Source organism: Pantoea sp. AS142, assembly GCF_037152305.1.
Classification (GTDB): Bacteria; Pseudomonadota; Gammaproteobacteria; order Enterobacterales; family Enterobacteriaceae; genus Pantoea.
This window is the reverse complement of record NZ_JBBCMO010000012.1, coordinates 33,573-55,011: the sequence shown is the minus strand read 5'-3', so window position 1 is coordinate 55,011 and position 21,439 is coordinate 33,573. Positions and strand designations below refer to the sequence as shown.

15 protein-coding genes and 1 pseudogene are annotated in these 21,439 nt (G+C 51.9%); 8 read left to right on the top strand and 8 right to left on the bottom strand.

The genetic code is table 11. The features are described 5' to 3' along the window. Positions 1-426: a nucleoside triphosphatase NudI gene (gene nudI / locus WFO64_RS19280; protein WP_337013649.1), complete on the top strand. Its 426-nt coding sequence runs from the start codon at positions 1-3 to the stop codon at positions 424-426. A gap of 32 nt (positions 427-458) precedes the next feature. Here the strand turns inward: nudI and WFO64_RS19275 are convergent. Beyond that, a pseudogene (locus WFO64_RS19275) lies at positions 459-850 on the bottom strand (hypothetical protein); the annotation flags it as partial. 298 nt (positions 851-1,148) lie between these two features. Here WFO64_RS19275 and WFO64_RS19270 point away from each other — a divergent pair. From WFO64_RS19270 to feoB, 3 genes are all read left to right on the top strand, one after another. Further along, complete coding sequence (locus WFO64_RS19270; protein WP_337013648.1) at positions 1,149-1,271, top strand: hypothetical protein; 123 nt, start codon at positions 1,149-1,151, stop codon at positions 1,269-1,271. A gap of 188 nt (positions 1,272-1,459) precedes the next feature. Then, positions 1,460-1,684 carry a FeoA domain-containing protein gene (locus tag WFO64_RS19265; protein WP_337013647.1) on the top strand — a complete coding sequence of 75 codons (225 nt, stop codon included), beginning with the start codon at positions 1,460-1,462 and terminating at the stop codon, positions 1,682-1,684. Beyond that, entirely contained in the window at positions 1,684-4,011 is a 2,328-nt protein-coding gene (gene feoB, locus WFO64_RS19260) for a Fe(2+) transporter permease subunit FeoB (RefSeq protein ID WP_337013646.1), read from the top strand. The genes WFO64_RS19265 and feoB overlap by 1 nt, the downstream gene beginning before the upstream one ends. 473 nt (positions 4,012-4,484) lie before the next feature. Here feoB and WFO64_RS19255 read toward each other — a convergent pair whose 3' ends face one another. From WFO64_RS19255 to ssuD, 6 genes are all read right to left on the bottom strand, one after another. Further along, positions 4,485-5,522, bottom strand: a complete 1,038-nt coding sequence (locus WFO64_RS19255) for a tyrosine-type recombinase/integrase (protein ID WP_337013645.1) — start codon at positions 5,520-5,522, stop codon at positions 4,485-4,487. A gap of 1,793 nt (positions 5,523-7,315) precedes the next feature. Continuing rightward, positions 7,316-8,527: a monooxygenase gene (locus tag WFO64_RS19250; protein WP_337013644.1), complete on the bottom strand. Its 1,212-nt coding sequence runs from the start codon at positions 8,525-8,527 to the stop codon at positions 7,316-7,318. After that, positions 8,520-9,980, bottom strand: a complete 1,461-nt coding sequence (locus tag WFO64_RS19245; protein ID WP_337013643.1) for an MFS transporter — start codon at positions 9,978-9,980, stop codon at positions 8,520-8,522. Before WFO64_RS19245 ends, WFO64_RS19250 begins: the two co-directional genes overlap by 8 nt. 265 nt (positions 9,981-10,245) lie before the next feature. Then, a complete protein-coding gene (locus WFO64_RS19240) occupies positions 10,246-11,658 on the bottom strand; it encodes an LLM class flavin-dependent oxidoreductase (RefSeq protein ID WP_337013642.1) in 1,413 nt (470 codons plus the stop codon). 67 nt (positions 11,659-11,725) lie between these two features. Beyond that, positions 11,726-13,138, bottom strand: a complete 1,413-nt coding sequence (locus WFO64_RS19235; RefSeq protein WP_337013641.1) for an FAD/NAD(P)-binding protein — start codon at positions 13,136-13,138, stop codon at positions 11,726-11,728. A gap of 16 nt (positions 13,139-13,154) precedes the next feature. Then, positions 13,155-14,327 (bottom strand): FMNH2-dependent alkanesulfonate monooxygenase, encoded by a 1,173-nt coding sequence (gene ssuD / locus WFO64_RS19230; protein ID WP_337013640.1) that lies wholly within the window; start codon positions 14,325-14,327, stop codon positions 13,155-13,157. A 274-nt stretch (positions 14,328-14,601) separates the two neighbouring features. Here ssuD and WFO64_RS19225 point away from each other — a divergent pair, with 274 nt between their 5' ends. Then, positions 14,602-16,491 carry a sigma-54-dependent Fis family transcriptional regulator gene (locus WFO64_RS19225; protein WP_337013639.1) on the top strand — a complete coding sequence of 630 codons (1,890 nt, stop codon included), beginning with the start codon at positions 14,602-14,604 and terminating at the stop codon, positions 16,489-16,491. A gap of 95 nt (positions 16,492-16,586) precedes the next feature. Then, positions 16,587-17,537, top strand: a complete 951-nt coding sequence (locus tag WFO64_RS19220; RefSeq protein WP_337013638.1) for a sulfonate ABC transporter substrate-binding protein — start codon at positions 16,587-16,589, stop codon at positions 17,535-17,537. Positions 17,538-17,939: 402 nt separating this feature from the next. Here WFO64_RS19220 and WFO64_RS19215 read toward each other — a convergent pair whose 3' ends face one another. Then, complete coding sequence (locus WFO64_RS19215) at positions 17,940-19,601, bottom strand: methyl-accepting chemotaxis protein (RefSeq protein WP_337013716.1); 1,662 nt, start codon at positions 19,599-19,601, stop codon at positions 17,940-17,942. Between the two features lie 545 nt (positions 19,602-20,146). On the opposite strand from WFO64_RS19215, the gene WFO64_RS19210 reads away from it, so the two are divergent. Both WFO64_RS19210 and WFO64_RS19205 read left to right on the top strand, forming a co-directional pair. Then, positions 20,147-20,599, top strand: a complete 453-nt coding sequence (locus WFO64_RS19210) for a DUF3290 domain-containing protein (protein WP_337013637.1) — start codon at positions 20,147-20,149, stop codon at positions 20,597-20,599. Position 20,600: 1 nt separating this feature from the next. After that, on the top strand, positions 20,601-21,236 hold the full coding sequence (locus WFO64_RS19205; protein ID WP_337013636.1) for a DUF421 domain-containing protein: 636 nt from the start codon (positions 20,601-20,603) through the stop codon (positions 21,234-21,236). Positions 21,237-21,439: the final 203 nt, after the last annotated feature.

The window sequence follows — 21,439 nt, the reverse complement described above, 5'->3', positions numbered from 1 at the left end:
ATGCGCCAGAGAATAATCGTGTGTCCTGTTATACAAAATGACGGTGAGTTTCTGCTTTGTAAAATGGCTTCCGATCGTGGGGTTTTCCCAGGACAGTGGGCTTTGCCTGGTGGCGGAATGGAACCCGGCGAAACGATGGAAATTGCGCTAAGGCGCGAAATTATGGAAGAGTTAGGAGTGGAACTGCTCATCACTGATGTTAAACCATGGACTTTTCGTGATGATATCAGGACTAAAAAATATCCAGATGGCTCTACTGAAGAAATTTACATGATCTATCTTATATTTGATTGTTTTAGTGCCAATCGAAAAATTACATTTAACGAAGAATTTCAGGAAATTATCTGGGTACACCCAGAGGCAATGAAAAGTATGGATTTAAATGAGGCCACTCGGATTACGTTTATCCAAAAAGGGCTCATTTAATGGGGCAATTCCTATCTCAGGGGATACAGCCTCTAATTATTGAAGCTATGAATCTTTTTTACCCTGGAAAGTGCCCGATAACTTGTTGGCCATGAGACTGAAAATAACTCAGACAAGTTGCTAATTGAGTACTTCCCGATTTACGTATCCGGTACAGCTCTTCCTGTGGTTTCTCAGACAGTTTGGGCTGCTTTCCTCGCAGTTTCCTTTTGCCCGTCCAATAGCGATGCCTTCCCGAATACGCAGCCGTATCAGGTCACACTCAAAATCGACAAATGTCGCCAGCACGTGAAAGAATATTTTGTCTTATCGGGTCTTATCGGGTCTTATCGGGTCTTATCGGGTCTTTCGGATCGCAGAGGCGGGCAACTGGTGGCAGCTTAATGTCCCTGGCCTGTAATGCATCCTTGATCTCACGAGTGTCTCAGCGGAACATGTTATAAGTTCAAATTAATGTATGATGTAACTAATATCGGCTGATATAATAGTCAAGAAACCTGCTTGCCAGAAGAGAAGCAGGGTGCACACACGTCTACCCAAGCCCCACTTTGCGGTAATTTCTGACTCAACCTGATGTTGCCCCTGGTTTCATGCTACGTCACCTTCAGACGGCCATAAAAAGTTATTTCTATTTCACCCGCTGGCCGAGTTTGACATTCCGATGCGGGCAGGCAACCTTAATAGCAGCGTTTTCCTGCGGGTTAATGTGCCCATGATTCCCGATGAGCAAATCATGGGATACCGCATTATGGTTGCTCAAATGCTGCTGCATTCCGGCAAACAGTGATGCCCTGATGGGAATGACCGGTCTGACGGCTGATGAGCAGGCACAAATCCGCCATTAAATAATATAGTCCTATCATGCACCTGCCTTTTACTTCTGCATTCACACCTGCGAATAGCGAGTTAACTCCCTGTTGACCTTCCGTTGACCCTAACAGCGGTTTTTCCCTGTCTGCCCGATGTCAGATCAAAAACCGAAACGCTTATCATTTATAGAATCAGTGCTTCTTACTCAGAGGCAGAACGTGGTATGGCAATTAATTTGGGCAACACCTACCGAATCCTTGGCTATCAGCAATCGGTAAATTCCGCCTGGCGCCAGAAATTACTAACAATGGGAATGCTACCAGGTACAGTTATCGAGATTATTCGTGTTGCGCCTATGGGCGATCCGGTGCAAATCCGTACGCGCCGTGTCAGTTTGGCGGTACGACAGCGTGACCTGGCCGACATCATCCTTGAGGAAATTGTCTGATGAAAAAGATAACCATCGGGCTGATTGGTAACCCCAACACCGGCAAAACCACACTGTTCAATCAACTCACCGGTGCCCGACAGCGGGTCGGCAACTGGGCTGGTGTTACGGTTGAGCGCAAGGAAGGACAATTTTTTACCGCGCAGTCTGATGTCCGGCTTATCGATCTGCCTGGCACTCGTTCGCTGACTACGCTATCTGCTGAAAGCTCCATCGATGAGAGCATCGCCTGCCAGTATCTCTATCAGGAGCAGGCTGATGTGGTAATTAATGTCGTTGATGCTTCCAGTCTGGAAAGCAACCTGTTCCTGACCTTTCAACTGCTGGGGCTAGGCGTGCCCTGCATCGTCGCCCTGAATATGCAGGATATTGCCGCCAGCCAGAACATCATTATTGATGTCGGAGCGCTATCTGCTCGTCTGGGATGCCCGGTCGTTTCACTGACCTCAACCAAAGGTGATGGCATCGCCCAGCTCAAGGCGATGATAGACCAGCCCCAGATCTACCGTGCACTTGAACGGGTGCGTTACCCGGCCGCGATTGAAACAGCGATTGAGCTGCTTTGCCAGCAGATGCCTGCGGTTATAGCCCCACAAAAACGTTACTGGCTGGCGTTGCAACTGCTTGAAGGGGACATTAACAGTCAGAAACTTTGCCCGGACCTGCTTCCGCTACTGTCTGAAGTTATGCAGCAAGCGGGCGGGGAGACTGGCGTACAGATTGCCGATTACCGCTATCGCGCCATCAACGCGATTTGCGCAACCGTCAGTAATATCCATCAGGCGCTGCCCGCCGGTCTGACCAGCAAAATCGATAACATCGTGCTGAACCGCTGGCTGGGCATTCCGATATTCCTTGCGGTGATGTATCTGTTGTTCGTACTTTCAATTAACATCGGTGCGGCACTCCAGCCCCTGTTCGACAGCAGTTCAGTGGCGATATTCATTCATGGCGCGCAATGGCTAGGCTATGTCAGCCAGTTTCCGGCCTGGCTGACGGTTTTTCTGGCGCAGGGGATTGGTGCCGGTATTAATACTGTACTGCCGATCATTCCGCAGATTGGCCTGATGTTCCTGTTCCTCTCTTTCCTTGAGGATTCCGGCTATATGGCGCGCGCCGCCTTTGTGATGGATCGTCTGATGCAGTCACTGGGCCTGCCAGGTAAATCCTTTGTGCCGTTAATTGTCGGCTTTGGCTGTAATGTACCGTCGGTCATGGGAACACGGACGCTGGATACACCGCGTGAGCGCCTGCTGACAGTGCTGATTGCACCTTTTATGTCGTGTGGCGCGCGGCTGGCGATCTTTGCGGTTTTCGCGGCGGCATTCTTCAACACACACAGTTCGGGCCTGGTTTTCTCTCTCTATCTGCTCGGCATTGTGGTGGCGATCGCCACCGGGCTGGTGCTCAAGCATACCCTGCTGAGCGGAGAAGCCTCGCCGTTTATTATGGAATTGCCGGTCTACCACCGGCCTCATCTCAAAAGCCTGCTATTACAGACCTGGCAGCGGCTGAAGATGTTTGTGGTGAGGGCGGGACAGGTGATCATTCTGGTCAGCATGCTGATTGGCGTGCTGAGCAGTTTTGCATTTAATGGCCAGCTGGTTGATGACATTAACCATTCTGCGTTGGCGTCGACCAGTAAAGTGATTACACCCGTGCTGTTGCCGATTGGCGTCACTCAGGATAACTGGCAGGCAACCGTGGGCCTGGTGAGTGGCATCATGGCGAAAGAGGTCGTAGTCGGCACGCTGAACAGCCTTTACACCACAGAGGCTATTCAGAACAGCCCCTTTGATCCGAAGACCTTTAACCTGCCGGGTGAACTGAAAGAGGCACTGACAGAGACCTGGGCGGGGTTAACTGCAGCGTTCAGAATTGATGCACTGGCTCACCCTATTGATGCCAGCAAAGGCGATGGTGAGATGGCGTCCGGCCCGATGGGTGTGATGTCGGCCAAATTTGGCAGCGGCTATGCTGCTTACAGCTACTTAATTTTTGTCCTGCTCTATGTTCCCTGCGTCTCAGTTATGGGCGCTATTGCGCGCGAAGCGGGGAAGAAATGGATGATGTTTTCATTCTTCTGGGGACTTAACATCGCATACACCACGGCCACGCTGTTTTATCAGACCGTCACTTTTGCTGAACATCCTGTTTTTAGTGCGACCTGCCTGATAAGTGTGCTGGTGCTGAACGGAATTATTCTGCTGGCCCTGCGAAAAGTGGGAAGCCGGGTGCAGGCGATACCGGTCATGCTCAGGGAGGAAAAGGGGCATTGTCACGGTTGTCACGGCAGCTGTGATAAACAAAAAGGCTACGCGCAGTAATAGTAAGGGTTGAGCGCGGCTGTTATTTACTCTCTCCATTGTGAGGCTCGCCTGTGCGCACCGAAGCGGATAGGTAATGATTGTCCGGTTGCTCACTCTGATATGTCGGAAGCCAAAATGAAGTGTTTATTCATGTAATATCATTTTAGAAACAGTGGTACAGGCTGCCTAAGGGCGGCCTTTTTATTAACCCTGTCAGCAAGCATTAGCCTTCCCGATGAACGCCGTTGATCGTCAGTACAGGGACCAGCGCTGGCTTCTGCGATGCTCTAATGGTCGATTGCGGCTCCTGTTTTCAAGACAGGGACGAATCAAGCTGTAGAACGGTGAGAAGATATCAATTAAATCAGCGGGATGAACCTGACATATGCCCGACGCATCTCAATTCCGTACCGGCTTACACACAGGCTGTCCACTTTTTCTGTGGATAACTTCAGCATGAACATGCCCTGAATTGTCTTTCAATACGCCCCTCAGCCAGGAACGTCGGGGTCAGTGTGTTGTTCCATAAACTCCACCATGGCACCTTTATGGGCATCCACATGACGGATATAGCGCATCAGGGTTTCCGGTTTTTTCCATGTGCCTTCCTGCATGATTCGGGCAATCGGATAGCCTTTATCTGCCATATCCTGGGCTGCACCAACCCTGGCGCTGTGGCCACTCCAGCCGGTATAGCGATTTTTGTTGGCCTTCACTGCGCCGCCTTTTCCAGCGGTTTGCCAGGCACGGGTAAATATCTGTTCCAGTGCACGAGTGCTAATTGGCTTTTCGGCAATCTGTGCCCGGCCAGACCGGTGTATTGCAGTAAACAGATAGGCATCAGGCCGGCTGGATAGCCCGGATGCTTCAATCCACTCTTCCAGTCGCTGAGTTGAACGGGCGCTGAGTGCCTTGATCAATCCGCCAGTCTGAACAAGGGTTTTTGTCCACGCTACATCCAGAATGATACGTTCGTCTTCAGCGCGCATCACATCACGCACCCGCAATCGCGACAATTCACTGATCCGTAATAATGTTGCATAGGCCACATGTAAAAAAGCCAAATCTCGAAGCGCCTGAAGGCTGTCAGAACCTGACCATTTTTTATCAAGCGCCAGCAGGTCAGTCAGCCTGAAAGGTACGGCCTGGCCTGCCCGCTCACCGTTCATCACCGCAACGCGATTTATCTTCTTCATCGTACGAAAAACCAGCGGAGAGACGTTGGGCACCGGCAGCCCGGCGTTACGGTGTAACATCGAAATCAACGCTGCGTGTGAAGTGACGGTCGAAGAGGCCCGGCCGCTTTCAGCCAGAAAAGAGAGATAGTCGCGCAAATCATCTGCGCTCATCGGCAGGAAAGAGCGCTGATTATCTTCCGACCATTGATTACAGATCCGCATTACGCTGAGCAGTTGTCGCCAGGTGTTAGGTGAGAAAGCGTCTTTATCCTGGACAAACTGCCTGAGCCGTTCAGTGATATCGCGGCTCCGCTTCACGGCCAGATTCGGCAGGGGCACTAACTCACTCATATTTGCTCACTTATCAACCAAAAACAATTGCGATCGCGCTACACGAATTCTGAGAACTCAGCAGGGGGATAACCGGGCAGAATTTACGTAGCGTTGTCATTTTTCAGGGAGGACTTTGCTGCTAGCCATCTTAACCTGGTGCCGTCGCGGTGTCATGACTTCGTATAAGAACAATTATACGAAGTCAGGTTCACATTCAGTATCCAGCGTTGTTTTTACTTGATCCGTCGTCACCACAATCGGATGAAGCATGGATACATCATGATTAACATACTGATTGCTCCCGATTGCGGTGCGGCATTCACTGACTGAATATCAGGTAAAAGTCCCATGCTAAAATAAAATGTCATTAACACTGGATTCGATGAAATTCTGAGGGGTTATCTCTCCAATAATGACTTAATTAAATCACCACATCCTGTCGCTGAATCTAGTCAGCGCACCAAAGAACGCAGATATCAAAAAGAGTATTAAAATGACCTCATGCCAGATTGAGGAGTCGACCAGTTTAATTGATGGCGCATAAAAATAGCCCTATAGCACGCCTCTACAGCGGTCAACCCTGAGCGAATTTTATTAAGAATAAACCAAAAAAAAGCTTGCCGACGCTATTTTATCGCCCTGAAGCGGAACTTTTCATTTGAGCGTCACAAAAATAGTTGAACATTAAAATACAGGATAAAAACCTAAAGACTGGTTCATCGAAGAGTTAAACACCCGACAATGACGACCATCACCTATCTTAAAACAGGCATATCAGAAGCATTAAAATTATCTTTTTCAGGATTTTTAATGAATTTCTATTAATAATCAACTTACCTGACAGGCCTATTTCTGGCAAGACAACAGGGCCATGACGTATTAACGAGTTATCAATATTTCATGACGGCATCGGGGATAAACTGCACAAGTCCGACCTGACTCTGAGTAAAAAAGGATGTTTTCATATAAAGAACTTTATTATCGCTGTGCCTTTTAGGTTCTTCCTGCACACCACCTATAACATTGGCAAGACCGCCAGAGACCTGAGTTAACGCAACTGAACAGGATGTCATCAGCCTGTTTGATAAATAAGATAATTCTCTGGCAACCGGGGATGCTACGAAACTCACTGAGTGAGATATCAGCGATGCAGTGTTACAGCCTACTTATTTAATCCAGGTGAGTCTGACCGATCAGGAACGTTTAGATGATTCTAAAAACCGCCTGAAAGAAGGCCCCAGCGGTAAAATAGATCTCCGCCTTATCAGAATCGGCTTTAATAAAACGATTGATAGCATCGTGTATACTTTTACCTTTAAAGATAAAATACACGTTATACCTTTACATACGTCTGGAAGGGCAGGAACTGGAAAATATCACCACATCATGCTTCAGCAACGCCATAGTCAGTAAGCAAGCCTTAACAGCAAAATAAGAAGAGTAAGCGCCAGCCTCGTGACACGAAGCCGGCGTGTATTACTTTCCAGACTGACAGGCTTTATCAGCTAAGAAAACTGTAAATCAGCCCCTGATTCCCTCTGGAGCAGGGCGCACTGCGCCTACCCTATTAAAATATTATCTATTGGGAAAAATCATTTCTGCTTTGGAATTAATTAACCCCATTTTTTGCCAATTAAATCAATGGCAAATTTATGAAAATTTTTAGTACGCAATCATTTATGCAACCAGATCTAATGCCAGCCTGACCGTTCGCTTAATAATCTACGTATTTAAGCTACAACTGCCCATGGTCGTCTGTGCCTGGGTTATCCGTCGGGTCAGCGCTACCGATACGTCGCCCGGCAATAGGCTTACTCCCCATTACCTATCTGCCAGATGAAGGTCGGATCGTTGCCATTTACCTCCCAATCACCAACATTGCGTATTTTGTAGATTACAGGATTATGCGATGACACCGTCCTGGCGTTGCGCCAGTGCCGGTCGAGCGCCTTGCTAACGCGGGTATCGGAAGCGCCAAGTGCATTGAAGAATTCAGTGGCAGCACGCGTCACCAGCTCAACAGCAACGGCCTGCGCCCGGGCTGACTCTACCTCTGCCAGTACGTTTGCTGCGTGAAGCTGCGCCTCATCTGCATCATTCAGTTGCAGCTCAAACGCCCGTTGCAATGAATGGGTCGCGCGGTCAACTGTGGCTTCTGCTGCCCATGCCAGGCTGCTGATCTGCCCGACCACCTGCAACACCTGTACATCCTGTCTGACCTGAGGTGCATTGCCGTGGCTGTAAATCCGCTTACGCTGCGCGACACCTTGTGCGGCATCACGTACCACTGCACGACCGATGCCCGCCAGCGTGGCCAATAATACATGCTGATAAAAAGCAGTCTGATAACGGAAGCGCTCGCTGAAATCATAAACATGCGACTGTTCCACCTGCGCCTGTTTAAAACGCGTCGTGCCGCTGCCGGTCAGCCGCTGCCCGAAGCCATCCCAGTCATCATCACGTTCCACCTCATTCTGATGGGTGTTCACCAGAGCAATCACGTCACGACCGTTGTCAATGCGCTTTGCATAAACATCAATCCAGTCCGCATAGAGCGTGCCCGTGCTGTAAAATTTTTCGCCGCTGATTCGCCATCCGCCCTCAACCGGTGAGACCTGAGTGTTGACTTCACCCAGCTTAACCGCACCGATCTCACTCCAGCCACTGCCCACCAGCTCGCCATCCACAAAACGCCGGAACCAGCGACGTCGGTCATCACTCTCAGGCTGGTTCAGACGATCTTCAATAAATGCAAAGTGCGCGCGCAGCGCCTGCGGCAAATTTGAATCTGCCTCGGCCAATCCGGTCAGCAGGGAAAATAACTGCGGCAGCGAAACGCCGAAACCGCCTTCCTCTTTGGGGATGCGCAGGGTGCCGAATCGCGCCTCTTTCAGCCAGCGAATCGGCTCATGCAACAGGGTGCGATCGGCTTCACGAGCTGCGGCCCCCTCCGCGATGCGGGTAAAGAGCGGTCTGAAATGTTGGGTCAATGTAGCAAATTCGGTGTGACTTAATTCAGACATGATCTTCTCCTGATTCAGGTTGTTCATCAATATCCTGTCGGGTCGGTTCAAACCGAATGATTAACAGGAAGATAATCGGAATAAGGGCGGCGAGAGAAACAATCCAGAACATGTTGGTGCCGTAACGGGCCTGCAAAATTGGCAAAATAAACAACGCCAGCGCACTGCCGATGCCGGAGAGTGAACGACTAAAGCCGACACCGGTGGCACGGATGTGGGTCGGGTAGGATAGCGCCGGATAGATCATCAACTGCGCGCCTGGCCCAAAACCCTCTGCAAACAGCCAGAGTCCCAACATCAGCACCGCAAATACCACGCCGCTGGTCGCCTGCGGATGACCGATTAATGCCAGCGCGATCAGCGCGATAAACTGCAGCGCAAAGCCAGCAATCGCCACATGACGTGAGGGGAACTTCCATGCCAGTCGCATTCCCAGCAGACCGCCGGTAAAAGCAAACAGCGCATTCAGACCCAGCGAAGCAGAAATAGTCTCAAAGACACCCGCGCCCAGGAACTGCGCCAGAATGGAGGGCAGAAAGAAAGCGATGGCAGTATATTCGAACGAAATACAGATGTTCATTACCGCGCTGACGACGGTACGCTCCAGATAGGGTTTCTGAAACAGTACGCGGAAACGCACTTTCGGCGTCGCTTGCACAGCAACGGCTTTAGGGGGCTGCTCCTCATGCGCAACAATCCCATATGAATCGCGCAGAATACGCACTGCGCCGCTCAGGTCGCCCTGATTAGCCGCCCACAGCGGTGATTCATTCATAAACTTACTGCGCACCGCGATAATCAGCAGCGCCGGTACGGCACCAAACAGCAGCGAGGCGCGCCACAGCCAATCGATATGTTCGGCTGGCAACAGGAAATAGAGCGCAAAAATAATAAAGAAGCAGGCCGATGAAGCGGCGTACCACATCGGGCACCAGGCCGCAAGACGTGACGCTTTGTTGCCCTTACCGGAGAATTTAGAGAACTCCGCCAGATAAGCCATGGCAACCGGCAGATCAATTCCCACCCCGATTCCCATCAGAAAGCGCGCACCAATCAACACCCAGACATTGGGAGCCAGTCCCGCAGCAATAGCAGAGACCACAAAGAACAGCATGTCCGCCATAAACACCGAGTAGCGGCCATATTTATCAGTCAGCCAGCCGCCGACCAGATTACCAACGATGGTGCCGATCATGATTGAGGAGGTCACTAGTCCGGTTAGCACCGGCGTTAAGCCAAACTCCTTCACCACATCATCAATGCCGTAAGAGAGCGTGGTGAGATCATAGGCATCAAGAAATACCCCCCCTAGCGCCAGGAAAACGATCCAGCGAGCATAGCTATTTTTCCCGGTATGATTGTTGATGAGCCGGGCGACATCACTCACCGATCGCACTGGTGCGGAGTGTGGCGGCGGGGCGGTTAAGGTGTCGTCAATATTTAATGTACTCATTGTATCCTCATTATTGTATTCAGCAGGTAACGAGGGTTTTATATGAATTTCCGGAACGTTAAACAACCAACAAATAATGATAACTATTATAATAAATTCAATAAGTTAATATTAATCCCTCCGCCCATACCCAAGGCCGGATGAATAGCTGGACTCATCCGGTAAGAATTAAAGCCTTTCAGTTTTTAACATCTGAAACCGGCGCGCTATTCCCGGTAAAGAGAAACTAATTCAGCCCTCCCTTGCAGCATCGAGCGGCAATTTTTCATCCTGAAAACTCAGCGCTGTTTATTCGCTGTTCCGCGTCCGTGTTCCGGCGATAACCGGCGCCCGGATGCGGCAACGCCAGCCGCGGCCCTTGCCCAAATAATTTTTCACGCAGCGTACCGGGCTGATAGGCCTGCTTGTAAACGCCGCGTTTTTGCAGTTCCGGCACCAGCAGTTCTACCACGTCAGTAAACGTTTCATGCGTCACGGCGTAGGCAAGGTTGAACCCATCAACGTCCGTCTCTTCCACCCAGCGCTGCAGCTCATCGGCCACGGTTTCAGCACTGCCCACCAGCAGCGGACCAAATCCGCCAATACCCACCCAGTCTGCCAGGCCCTGTACTGTCCATTGACGGTTAGGATCGGCCGTGGAGAAGGTTTCAACCGCCGACTGAATCGCATTGGTATGCAGATGCTTCAGTATCTGCTCCGGCTGATACTGCCCAAAATCAATACCGGTCCAGCCCGAGATCAAAGCCAGCGCGCCTTCGTAACTGACAAAGCGTTTATACTCCTGCCATTTAGCCTGAGCCGCCAGATCAGTTTCACCCACAATCACCGTCTGCAGGTTGAAGATCAGTATGGAACGCGGATTGCGTCCCGCTTCAGCGGCCCTCTGGCGAATATCCGCCACGGTTTTCTTCAGCAGCACTTTCGACGGCGCCGCCACAAACACGCATTCAGCGTGTTCCGCAGCAAATGCTTTACCGCGGCTGGACGCGCCCGCCTGGTAAAGCACCGGCGTGCGCTGCGGTGACGGCTCGCAAAGATGAATGCCCGGTACCTGAAAAAATGTCCCCTGATGATTAATCGGATGGATTTTGTTCGGGTCGCTGAAAATATGGCGCTCACGGTCACGCAGAACCGCACCATCTTCCCAACTTCCCTCCAGCAGCTTATAGATGACCTGCAGATACTCATCGGCATAGTCATAGCGCGCGTCGTGATCGGTCAGAGCTTGCTGACCAATATTGCGTGCGCCGCTTTCCAGATAGGAGGTAACAATATTCCAGCCAATTCGTCCTTTGGTCAGATGATCAAGGGTCGAGATCCGCCGCGCAAACGGGTAGGGGTGTTCAAACGACAGTGAGGCAGTCAGGCCAAAACCCAGATGTTCGGTCACCAGCGCCATTGGCGTAATCAGGGCCAGCGGATCATTCACCGGCACCTGCGTGGCGTGACGAATCGCCGCCTGGTTATTACCGTTGAGCACGTCGTAGACCCCCAGCACGTCAGCAATAAACAGCCCATCAAACTTGCCGCGCTCAAGCAGACGCGCTAAGTCGGTCCAATACTCCAGGTCTTTGTATTGCCAGGAACGGTCCCGGGGATGCGCCCACAAACCGGGTGACTGATGACCGACGCAGTTCATATCGAAAGCATTCAGACGAATTTCACGTTGCGATGACATAGAGACTCCTGAGCGGATGCGGCAATCTCTTGCCGTCCACTTTTTAATGATTTTTAGGAAGAACGATTCAGTACGTGAGTGAGCCGGGACATCGCTCGGTGAGGGGCAGCGACGGGGCAGTGAGTAGCTGCCGAGCTACGGACTCAGCATGTTCTGCAACCTGCGGTAGTCCCATGAGTTCGCCAAAGCGACCCCGCGCGGCAGGCCCGGCCACGCAGAGATAAGGATTGACTTCACCCTGCGCATTCAGCGTCTGTGACAGCGCGTTAACATGAATGCCCAGTGCCAGCGGGTCGGGCTGAATCACGCCATCACCGTGGAGCTGACGCAGTAGCGCGTTACTGTTAAGCAGGGTGTTGTGCGCCGGGCCGGTGGTGACGACCACTTTATCCACCTCCAGCATTTGCGATTGCGCGCCTCGCAGGTGCAGCGTCAGCCGGAGAGTTTCACCACCCGATTCAACGGCGCTCATTCGCGCCGCCAGCAGCGACAGCTGACCGCTGATCTGCTGCTGGCGGATAACCTGGCTGACCTGCGGTGCAATCCGGTAGCGGTGAACATCCCACCAGGGACGAAGATGATGAAGAAAGCGCTGCTGCTCGTGCAAAGAGAGGCTCTGCCAGATGCGCTGACCGTTGCGGCGGAGGTCATCCAGCACCAGTTGCCACGGAAGATTCATCGCCGCTGCCTGTTTTACCTCCTGACGTACCCGATGTAACCAGCCGCGCGCGCTGGCGGGCTGCGGCTGACTATAATCCAGGGTGTAGGTCTCATCGCTGCCACTCAGGTTTGCACGTGGCAACTGTCCGCGACGGGAGAAGACGGTAATTTCTCCGCAATGCTGCTGGCGATGCAGTGACGCCACCACATCGGACATGGTCAGCCCTGAACCGATAATCGCCACCCGATCGTCAGGAGCGACCTGTGTCAGCGCGTCGCGCTGCCACGGATTGGCAATTAACCCCGGATGCTCCTGTAACGGCTTCAGCAACGCAGGCAGTTCCGGCGGTGGATGGCTGATCGCCAGCACCACCTGATCGGCCCTGATCTGCTGCCCCGAAGCCGTGGTGACCACGCCATCCTGCAGTGCAACCGCGCTGTCACACAGATGGCTGAGTTTCACCGGCGAGTGCTGATGATGATGCACGAACTGCGCATTGACCCAGCGCCCAAACTCACTGCGCTGCGGGTAGACATTGCCGTCACGCCACAACGCGTCCGGGTCGGCCTGAAAGGCAGACGATGCACGATAGTCACGGTCAAATATGCCCTCTTCATCACCCGCAAGCTGCATTCTGGCGGCAGGTACATTGATGCGGTGAGCCGGATCGGTGGTGCCGTATGCCACACCCTGCGCAAGCTGCGCCCGTGGTTCAATCACCGTCACGTGTAATCCTTCCTGGCCCAGCCGGGCCAGATGGATAGCTACGGCGGTGCCGGTGAATCCCCCGCCGATAATGACAATCTGCTGTTGTGACATAAGCGAGCCTTTTCTGTTAACTGGCGCTGGCCTGTTTATTCGGACGACGGTCGCCGCCAATGGTTTCACCGAAAGGGCCGGTATTTACGCTGCGCTGTTTCTTTTCGGCACTGGAAGCCAGTGGTAACAGTGGCATCACCAGTTCAGCAAAACGGTGCGCCTCTTCAAGGTGCGGATAGCCGGAGAAAATAAAGTTGTCGATTCCCAGCGCCTGATACTCCCGGATGCGATCGGCAACCTGCTGCGGACTCCCCACCAGCGCAGTGCCTGCACCGCCACGCACCAGGCCGACGCCTGCCCAGAGGTTAGGTCCAATGCGCAGGCTCTCACGAGAGCCCTGATGCAGCGCACTCATCCGCGCCTGTCCGGCTGAGTCCATGCGGGCAAAAATCTTCTGCGCGGCAATGATGGTTTCTTCATCCAGATGAGAAATCAGCCGATCGGCCGCCGCCCAGGCTTCCTCTTCGGTTTCCCGGACAATGACATGCAACCGGATGCCAAAGGAGAGGGTACGGCCATTCTCCTGCGCCCGCTGACGAACCACCGCGAGTTTTTCCGCCACCTGTTCGACCGGCTCTCCCCATGTCAGATACGTATCAATCTGATTCGCCGCAACGTCGATGGCTGCGTCCGAGGACCCCCCAAAATAGAGTGGCGGACCCTTTTCCTGCACTGGTGGGAAGAGGATCTCAGCGCCTTCTACGCGGATATGCTCGCCCGCGAAATCGACCTTCTCGCCTTTCATCAGGCGGGAGTAGACCTCCAGGAACTCTCTGGTCACCTGATAACGCTCTTCGTGACTTAAGAAGATGCCATCACCTTTGTTCTCTACCGGATCCCCCCCCGTAACCACATTAATCAGTAATCGTCCGCCAGAGAGCCGATCCAGCGTAGCCGCCATACGCGCCGCCAGACTCGGCGGCTGCAGGCCCGGACGTACCGCCACTAAATAGCGCAGCGTTTTAGTGATCGGCGCCAGTGCGGAGGCGATCAGCCATGAATCCTCGCAGCTTTTACCGGTCGGGATTAACACACCGTAATAGCCCAGATTATCTGCCGCCAGCGCAACCTGTTGTAAGTAGGCTAAATCGACCGCTCTGCCGCCTTCGGTGGTGCCCAGATAGCGCCCATCACCATGGGTGGGCAGAAACCAGAAAAGGTTGAGGGTTTCCTGTGTCGCATGGCTCATTAGCAGATTCCTTTATAACGATATTTGGATTTAATACATAGGGATAATCTCTTTGGTTATATAGCTATTAGCAGAATGCGTGCCAGAGTTTTGCTAACTATTTATATATTATATTCAATGAGATACAAAAAAATAGGTCAGGTTTACATTGCCGCATAGGCAACAGCTTCGGTTGCGGCCTGCTGCATTGGCAACAATCCAGTGCGTTTCGCCTCTCGTTTCCACGTCTGCCGCGCGGTATGGTCATAGCTTTCCTGCTAACCCGGTAAATGAGATGCAAATTCCCAGTCCTGAGTTGATTGACCCCGCATCGCGCGCCTTTAAAAACGTGCTGGATCAGCTCGCCCCTACCGATGCGACCGTATTAATCATTGGTGAAACCGGCACGGGCAAAGAGGTGATGGCGCGCTATCTGCATCATCACAGCGCGCGCAGCCAACAGCCTTTTCTGGCGGTTAACTGCGGCGCGCTCACCGAGAGTCTGGCGGAGTCAGAGCTGTTTGGTCATGAGAAAGGGGCATTTACCGGCGCACAGGATCGCCATCGTGGCTGGTTTGAAGCGGCCGAGGGCGGCACGCTGCTGCTGGATGAGGTCGGTGAGCTGAGTCCGTCACTGCAGGTGAAGCTGTTGCGCGTGCTGCAGGAGCGTGAGATCACCCGCGTGGGTTCGTCCAAAGCTATAAAGGTCAATGTGCGGGTCATTGCGGCCACCAATCGGGACCTGGCTGTGGCGATTCGTGAACGGCGGTTCCGGGAAGACCTCTACTACCGCCTGAATGTGGCCAGCGTAACGTTGCCGCCGCTGCGGGAACGCAGTGAAGATATTCCGGTGCTGGCCACTCATTTCCTGCAGCTCTATGCGCGGCGCCTTGGCCGTCCTCAGTTACGTCTTAGCGAGGAGGCCGTCGCCACTCTGATGGACCACAGCTGGCCGGGTAACATCCGTGAACTGGAGAACACGCTGCATAACGCCGTGCTCCTCAGCAAAACCTCGCTGGTCACGCCACAGCAGCTCCGCCTGATTAACATTACGGGTAGCGAATTGCCACCGGGAGAGGAGGCACTGGATCAGTTTTTACGCCAGCAAATACAGCAGAGCGACGCGCCGCTCTATCCTCGCGTGATTGCCGCGCTGGTGAAGAATGCGCTGGAACTCACTCAGGGTAATCAGCTTCAGGCTGCGGCGCTGCTTGGCATCAGTCGTCATACGCTGCGCACCCAACTGGGCCATCTGGGGGTGATTAAACCACGCCGTACCTCACTGCGTCAGCGCGACGCTTCTCTTAATCAGCAGCCTGAACGGGAGCGGGAACTGCGTATCGGCTATCAGAAATTTGGCAACCTCGGCATCCTGAAAGCGCGCCAGTCGCTGGAACATCAGCTGGCCGACCGGGGCGTCAGCGTGCTGTGGAGTGAGTTTCCTGCTGGTCCGCAGCTTCTGCATGCACTGAGCCATCAGGAGATCGATTTCGGGACCACCGGTGAAGTTCCACCCTTGTTTGCGCAGGCCAGCAACAGCCCGATGGTTTATGTTGCCTGGGAACCGGCCGCGCCGCAGAGCGTGGCGCTGCTGGTACCGCGCAGCAGCCCGGTTCAGCATATCGGCGATCTCAGAGGCAAACGAATCGCCGTGAATCGCGGATCCAACGTTCACTATCTGTTATTGCAAATTCTGGATGAGGCAGGTTTATCGCAGGATGATGTGCGCATCCTCTATGCACCGCCAAAATATCCGCTAACGCCCAGCGATCTCAACGCAGTGGATGCCTGGATGATGTGGGACCCGCTACTCAGCGATGCAGAGAGCAGCGGACAGTTTAGAGTGATCGCGGATGGCACTGGCAGGGTCAATAACCATCAGTTTTATCTTGCCGAACGTGGTTTAGCGGCGCAGTCGGGCGATCTGCTGCAGATCCTGCTCACCGCGCTGGAGCAGACTGGCCGCTACATCGATGCACACCGGGCTGAAGCTGCCGCGTTGCTCTCTACCGAGCTCGGTATCTCCACTACCTCACTGATGCACGCCTTAGCGCGGCGCAGCCATCAGACACAGCGCATGAACCTTGCCATTATCCGGGAACAGCAGACCATCGCTGACCGTTTCTATGCACTGGGGTTATTTAACCGTGCCATTCGGGTTCGCGAGTCGGTCTGGCATCCTTAGCGTTTTTTTCGCTAAGCATCGAACATTTCATCGCTAAGCGCTTCAATCCACGTTTGTTATGTTGCGCTGACAACAACCAGACTCAGGAATGAGAGATGAAAAGAGTTTTACTCAGCGCATTAATTTTTGCCGTCCAGGCAGGCTTTGCGTTCAACACCCAGGCTGCAGCAGAAAAGCCCGATACGGTGAATATCGGTTTTCAGAAAGCCAACATCTTCGCACTGTTGAAATATCGCGGCACGCTGGATCAGGCGTTTAAGAAGCAGGGGATGGCAGTTCACTGGATTGAGTTCCCGGCCGGGCCGCAGATGCTGGAAGGCTTAAACATTGGCAGTATCGATCTGGCCGCCACCGGCGACGCGCCACCGACGTTTGCTCAGGCTGCACAGGCCGATTTGGTTTATCTGGCACACTCGCCCGCCAACCCCAAAACCGAGGCGATTGTGGTGCCCGCCGACTCCCCCATTAAAAAGGTGGCGGATCTCAAAGGCAAACGCGTGGCGCTGAATAAAGGCTCTGACGTAAACTATCTGCTGGTCATGGCGCTGGAGCAGGCGGGGCTGAGTTATAAAGATATTACCCCGGTCTATCTGCCCCCCGCCGATGCGCGTGCTGCATTCCAGCGCGGCGCGGTGGATGCCTGGGTGATCTGGGATCCCTACTACGCAGAAGTTGAAACCAACGCCCATGCGCGGCTGATTAAAAATGCCGAAGGCCTGGTGCCGCATTATACCTTCTATCTTGCCAGCCGAAAGTTTGCGGAAACCTATCCGCACATTGCCACCCAGGTGGTAGATGAACTGGGTTCGCTCAGTATCTGGGCGAATCAGCACCCGGGAGAGGCGGCAAAAATGATGTCCATCTCAACCGGTCTGCCTCAGCCTATCTGGCAACGGACGCTGGCCCGAATGCCCTATGGCGCAGAGCGGATGACGCCTGACGTCTTCGCTGAGCAGCAGGCGCTGGCGGATAAGTTTACGCAGATAGGGCTATTGCCGGTAAAAGTCGATATTCGCAGCGCGACCTGGTCGCTGGATAAGAAGTAGAAGAGAGTCGGGCGGGGCGTTTATGATCAAAATCTTCGCCCGATTGAGGATTGGATAATCAACCACGATCCACTCCCAGAGACGGGTTATCGGGTACCAGAAGAACAGCGGTCAGCTGGACAGTTTACAGACAAGTTCATCGACACGGAAATAGCCGTTGCCAGGCACGATCTACTGGGGCGCAGTGTGAATTCATGCCGGAATAAAGCAGACAGGACGCAGATGACGCAGCTCCATTCCTTCACTGTAACAGCCGACTGTGCACGGAGATAATTTGGTTAACCGCCACCTGTACCCGATGTCAGGTGGCGGCTGGCTTCAGCAGATTCAGGTACATTCATCCGCCTGGAAGGCGGATGCCTGCACGTCTCATCGGCACTGTAAATACCGGTTTTAATGGCATCAGAAGCTTTGCCAGTCGCCTTCCATCGCTTCTGTGTTTTTCTTTATGCTGCGCCCGGTCGATAAAGATGGCTTTAAGGCTGCAATTCCTGCCGAAGCGGGAAATTCCGTTGCCTTGGGGGCACCGACGACAAAGGCCGCTACCAGCTGGTTCAGGACGGTGGCCTGCTCCATCAGCGAGTTTGAGGCTGCTGACGCTTCTTCCACGAGTGCCGCATTTTGCTGTGTCACGTCGTCCATCTGATTCACCGCCTGGTGCACCTGACCGATGCCCAGCATCTGCTCATGAGCGGCGGCCGCAATTTCATTGACGAGGTCTGCAACCTGCCCGATGGCGTCCTTCAGGCTTCCCATGTTATTTCCGACCTCTTCCGCCTGTTGTGCGCCCGCTTCCACGAAATGCATTGATGACTCTATGAGCACTTTTATTTCGCGTGCTGAAGATGATGAACGCTGAGCAAGATTGCGAACCTCACCCGCCACCACAGCAAATCCGCGTCCTTGTTCTCCTGCCCGTGCAGCTTCAACCGCTGCATTGAGTGCCAGAATATTGGTCTGAAAGGCAATACCCTCGATGACGGAAATAATATCGGTGATTTTCGCAGAGCTGCCTCTGATATCGGACATGGTCCGCAGCATCGTAGTAACCTTCTGCGCACTGTCTTCTGAAAGAGTGCGGGCGCTTTGCGAAAGCTGGCTTGCGGTGCCGGTGTTCTCTGCGGTCTGACGGACCGTTTCACTCAGTTCAGACATGCTGGCTGCCGTCTGCTCCAGAGACGCCGCTTGCTCCTCGGTCCTGGCTGACAGATCCTCATTGCCCGCCGATATCTGCGCAGAGGCCGTGCTAACCGACTGGGATGATGCGCTCACCGACAGCAGCGAAGCGGCAACATTTTCCGCCAGCTCATTAAACGCCCTGGCCGTCAGGCCAATTTCATCCTGGCGCGAGTCGTCCACACGGAGGGTCATATCAAGGCGTGAACTGGCCTGCTGCATGGTCGTGCGCATGGCATAAAGATTTCTTTTGATGCCGGTTATCGTTCTTAGAGCAAAAAAGGTCAGGATTAGAATAACGACTGCGGAGCCACATATCATGCTCCATAAAGAAATCTGATAGATTCGGGTGTTCTGGTTATTGAGCGACTCACCGATATCCACGTTCAGTTGCAGCTGTTTCTGATAGCCGGCAATCAGGGCGCGGGCGGCTGAACCACTGCCTGCGCTGCCCTGGATTTCTACAAGCGATGCTTTGTCATTCTGTGACCGTGAGGCCTGAAGGAAAGCCGGAAGCCTGCTTCGAAAGTCATTAATAGTATTAAATGCTGCCTCCGTCATCTCCCTGTCTTCTTCGCTGGAAATGTCATGTTCCAGATAATAATGATTGAGTGACTCCAATTGCTCGACTTTCTCGCTGAGGCGTTTCTCAACGTCGGCCTGCCTGACCGGGTCAGTTGCACTCTGATGGCGGTACATCCAGATAATCAGCTGGTTGCTGCCGTCCACCAGTTTCCCCAGGTCGATAATGGAGGGAGTGGCATTGCTCTGTATGTACTGGAAACGTGACTGAAAGCCCGTCAGCACCAGCACGGCCACGATTACCAGAGTGATAAGTGAGGCGGCAAGTAAAGAAAAGACCGTGAATAGCCGCTGTGTAATCGTCATATTTGTTTCCACCTGATTTGTTGAAAGACTCAAAGGGCCGCGAATACGAACTGTGCGGCAACGAATGTGTTTATCGGCATCAGGCAGAAAATAGTTAGTTGTTTTGGCTGTGATGAGAGCGGGAACGAAGATTTCTCTATTTTTCGCCTCAGCGTGTAATCCGGCGTATGTATTGCATTGCGTGCTGCATATTAGCGAACATGCTCAGATACTTGTATATGCGCTTATGGCACAAAGTAGTCGCTTACAGCATGCCAGCTGTTGAGTGAAACACAGACGTTATTCATGATTATTAAGTCTATTAGTGTTAAGCGCACGTGTACCTTGATTCAGTTGGTTATAGAAACCAGGGAGCTTATCGAACAAAAAATAGCCTGCACTGGCGGCCTAATCCTTCGACATTTATACTTTTTATCTCGGCTTCAGCAAAAACGTCCAACGACAAAACCCGGAAGAAAAAATTATTGCTCAATATCTGGGTGAAAAGTGGCACCAAACCACTATAATAAAGATGAAGATCTTAAATATTCAGGTGTAATGTCTCTATGAATTTTTATGGTATAACATATTTGCAAACTCAGTCCAACATCAATGACTACCTAAAATACATTGTTATTTTCAGCACTCTGTCTGTATTGATAGTCGTATTCAGCCTGTACATGCGCCATCGCCTACAGACTAAATACCGGGACTTAACAATTATCGCCTTGTTATTTTTACTCTTTATTTCTGGCGTTCAATATTCAGACTATACAAATAGCCAGAATATACATTCACAATCATCGCAAATGGTTAATTTTGTAAGGTTGTTATCAAAAGAAAAAAAAGTAGGCGTAAATTCTATCTTCGCCAGCTCAGTACAACTGTCGGATGGTGTCATAGTTAAAATCAATGACAGCTATTACCGTGTTAACTTAAGTGTGGATCAAAACACTTACAGTTTAGTTGAAGTCTGGCTAGTAAATGCCCAAACAGCGATCATTAAAACTGAGGAATAGAATGATTATCTACACACCTATTATCATTAAATTAGGGCTGGGGATATTGTGCTTGATTGTGCAAATAAATCTCATGGGAAAAGGAAATCTGGCCCCCTCATCCGCAATGGATCAGGTCCAGAACTATGTTTTAGGTGGGATTATTGGTGGCGTAATTTACAATGAATCGATAACGGTACTTCAGTTTGTTCTAGTGCTAATTATTTGGACATTGCTTGTTTTTGTTCTTAAGTTTTTGAAAGAGAATAATCGCTTCGTTAAACGTATTCTTGATGGCAGACCCATTACCCTGGTACATAATGGCAGCGTTAATGTTAAAGAGTGTTTAAGGAATGGTGTTTCCGCAAATGACTTAATGTTTAAATTAAGAGCAAATGGTATTTATGAAGTGGAACAGTTAAAACGCGTAGTCCTCGAACAGAATGGCCAGCTTACTATTATTCAGAGTGGTGATGAAAACATTCGTTATCCCATCATAGTGGATGGCCTGGCCAACGATGACCTGCTTGAAATTATTAACAAAGATAGCGAGTGGTTAGAAGATCAAGTCATGAAGCAAGGTTTCAATAAGATCAGTGAAGTGTATTTGGGTGAATATTTGTCCGGTAGGATCAATCTATACGGATACGAAAAATAACGTCAAAAGTTGATTCTGCCTTACTGCTTGTATGGTGTTGATAGTATTTTTTTCCAAAGCACCTGATTACCTGAGGCCTTAATTTTGAGTGTGTCATTACAATGTACTTTGTCTAGGGATACTCACATTAACGCCCACTTCAGGCATAAAGCGGACATTTTATTTCCGGCGCTACATCAGCTGATCCAGTCTTGCAGCACCCG

Bases quoted from the DNA above. Each gene is read 5' to 3' on its own strand.
- WFO64_RS19245 (WP_337013643.1), bottom strand. From the start codon at position 9,980: ATGAGTACATTAAATATTGACGACACCTTAACCGCCCCGCCGCCACAC.
- WFO64_RS19255 (WP_337013645.1), bottom strand. From the start codon at position 5,522: ATGAGTGAGTTAGTGCCCCTGCCGAATCTGGCCGTGAAGCGGAGCCGC.
- WFO64_RS19205 (WP_337013636.1), top strand. From the start codon at position 20,601: ATGATTATCTACACACCTATTATCATTAAATTAGGGCTGGGGATATTG.
- WFO64_RS19235 (WP_337013641.1), bottom strand. From the start codon at position 13,138: ATGTCACAACAGCAGATTGTCATTATCGGCGGGGGATTCACCGGCACC.
- WFO64_RS19270 (WP_337013648.1), top strand. From the start codon at position 1,149: ATGAGCAAATCATGGGATACCGCATTATGGTTGCTCAAATGCTGCTGC.
- ssuD (WP_337013640.1), bottom strand. From the start codon at position 14,327: ATGAGCCATGCGACACAGGAAACCCTCAACCTTTTCTGGTTTCTGCCC.
- feoB (WP_337013646.1), top strand. From the start codon at position 1,684: ATGAAAAAGATAACCATCGGGCTGATTGGTAACCCCAACACCGGCAAA.
- nudI (WP_337013649.1), top strand. From the start codon at position 1: ATGCGCCAGAGAATAATCGTGTGTCCTGTTATACAAAATGACGGTGAG.
- WFO64_RS19215 (WP_337013716.1), bottom strand. From the start codon at position 19,601: ATGACGATTACACAGCGGCTATTCACGGTCTTTTCTTTACTTGCCGCC.
- WFO64_RS19210 (WP_337013637.1), top strand. From the start codon at position 20,147: ATGAATTTTTATGGTATAACATATTTGCAAACTCAGTCCAACATCAAT.
- WFO64_RS19240 (WP_337013642.1), bottom strand. From the start codon at position 11,658: ATGTCATCGCAACGTGAAATTCGTCTGAATGCTTTCGATATGAACTGC.
- WFO64_RS19265 (WP_337013647.1), top strand. From the start codon at position 1,460: ATGGCAATTAATTTGGGCAACACCTACCGAATCCTTGGCTATCAGCAA.
- WFO64_RS19220 (WP_337013638.1), top strand. From the start codon at position 16,587: ATGAAAAGAGTTTTACTCAGCGCATTAATTTTTGCCGTCCAGGCAGGC.
- WFO64_RS19250 (WP_337013644.1), bottom strand. From the start codon at position 8,527: ATGTCTGAATTAAGTCACACCGAATTTGCTACATTGACCCAACATTTC.
- WFO64_RS19225 (WP_337013639.1), top strand. From the start codon at position 14,602: ATGCAAATTCCCAGTCCTGAGTTGATTGACCCCGCATCGCGCGCCTTT.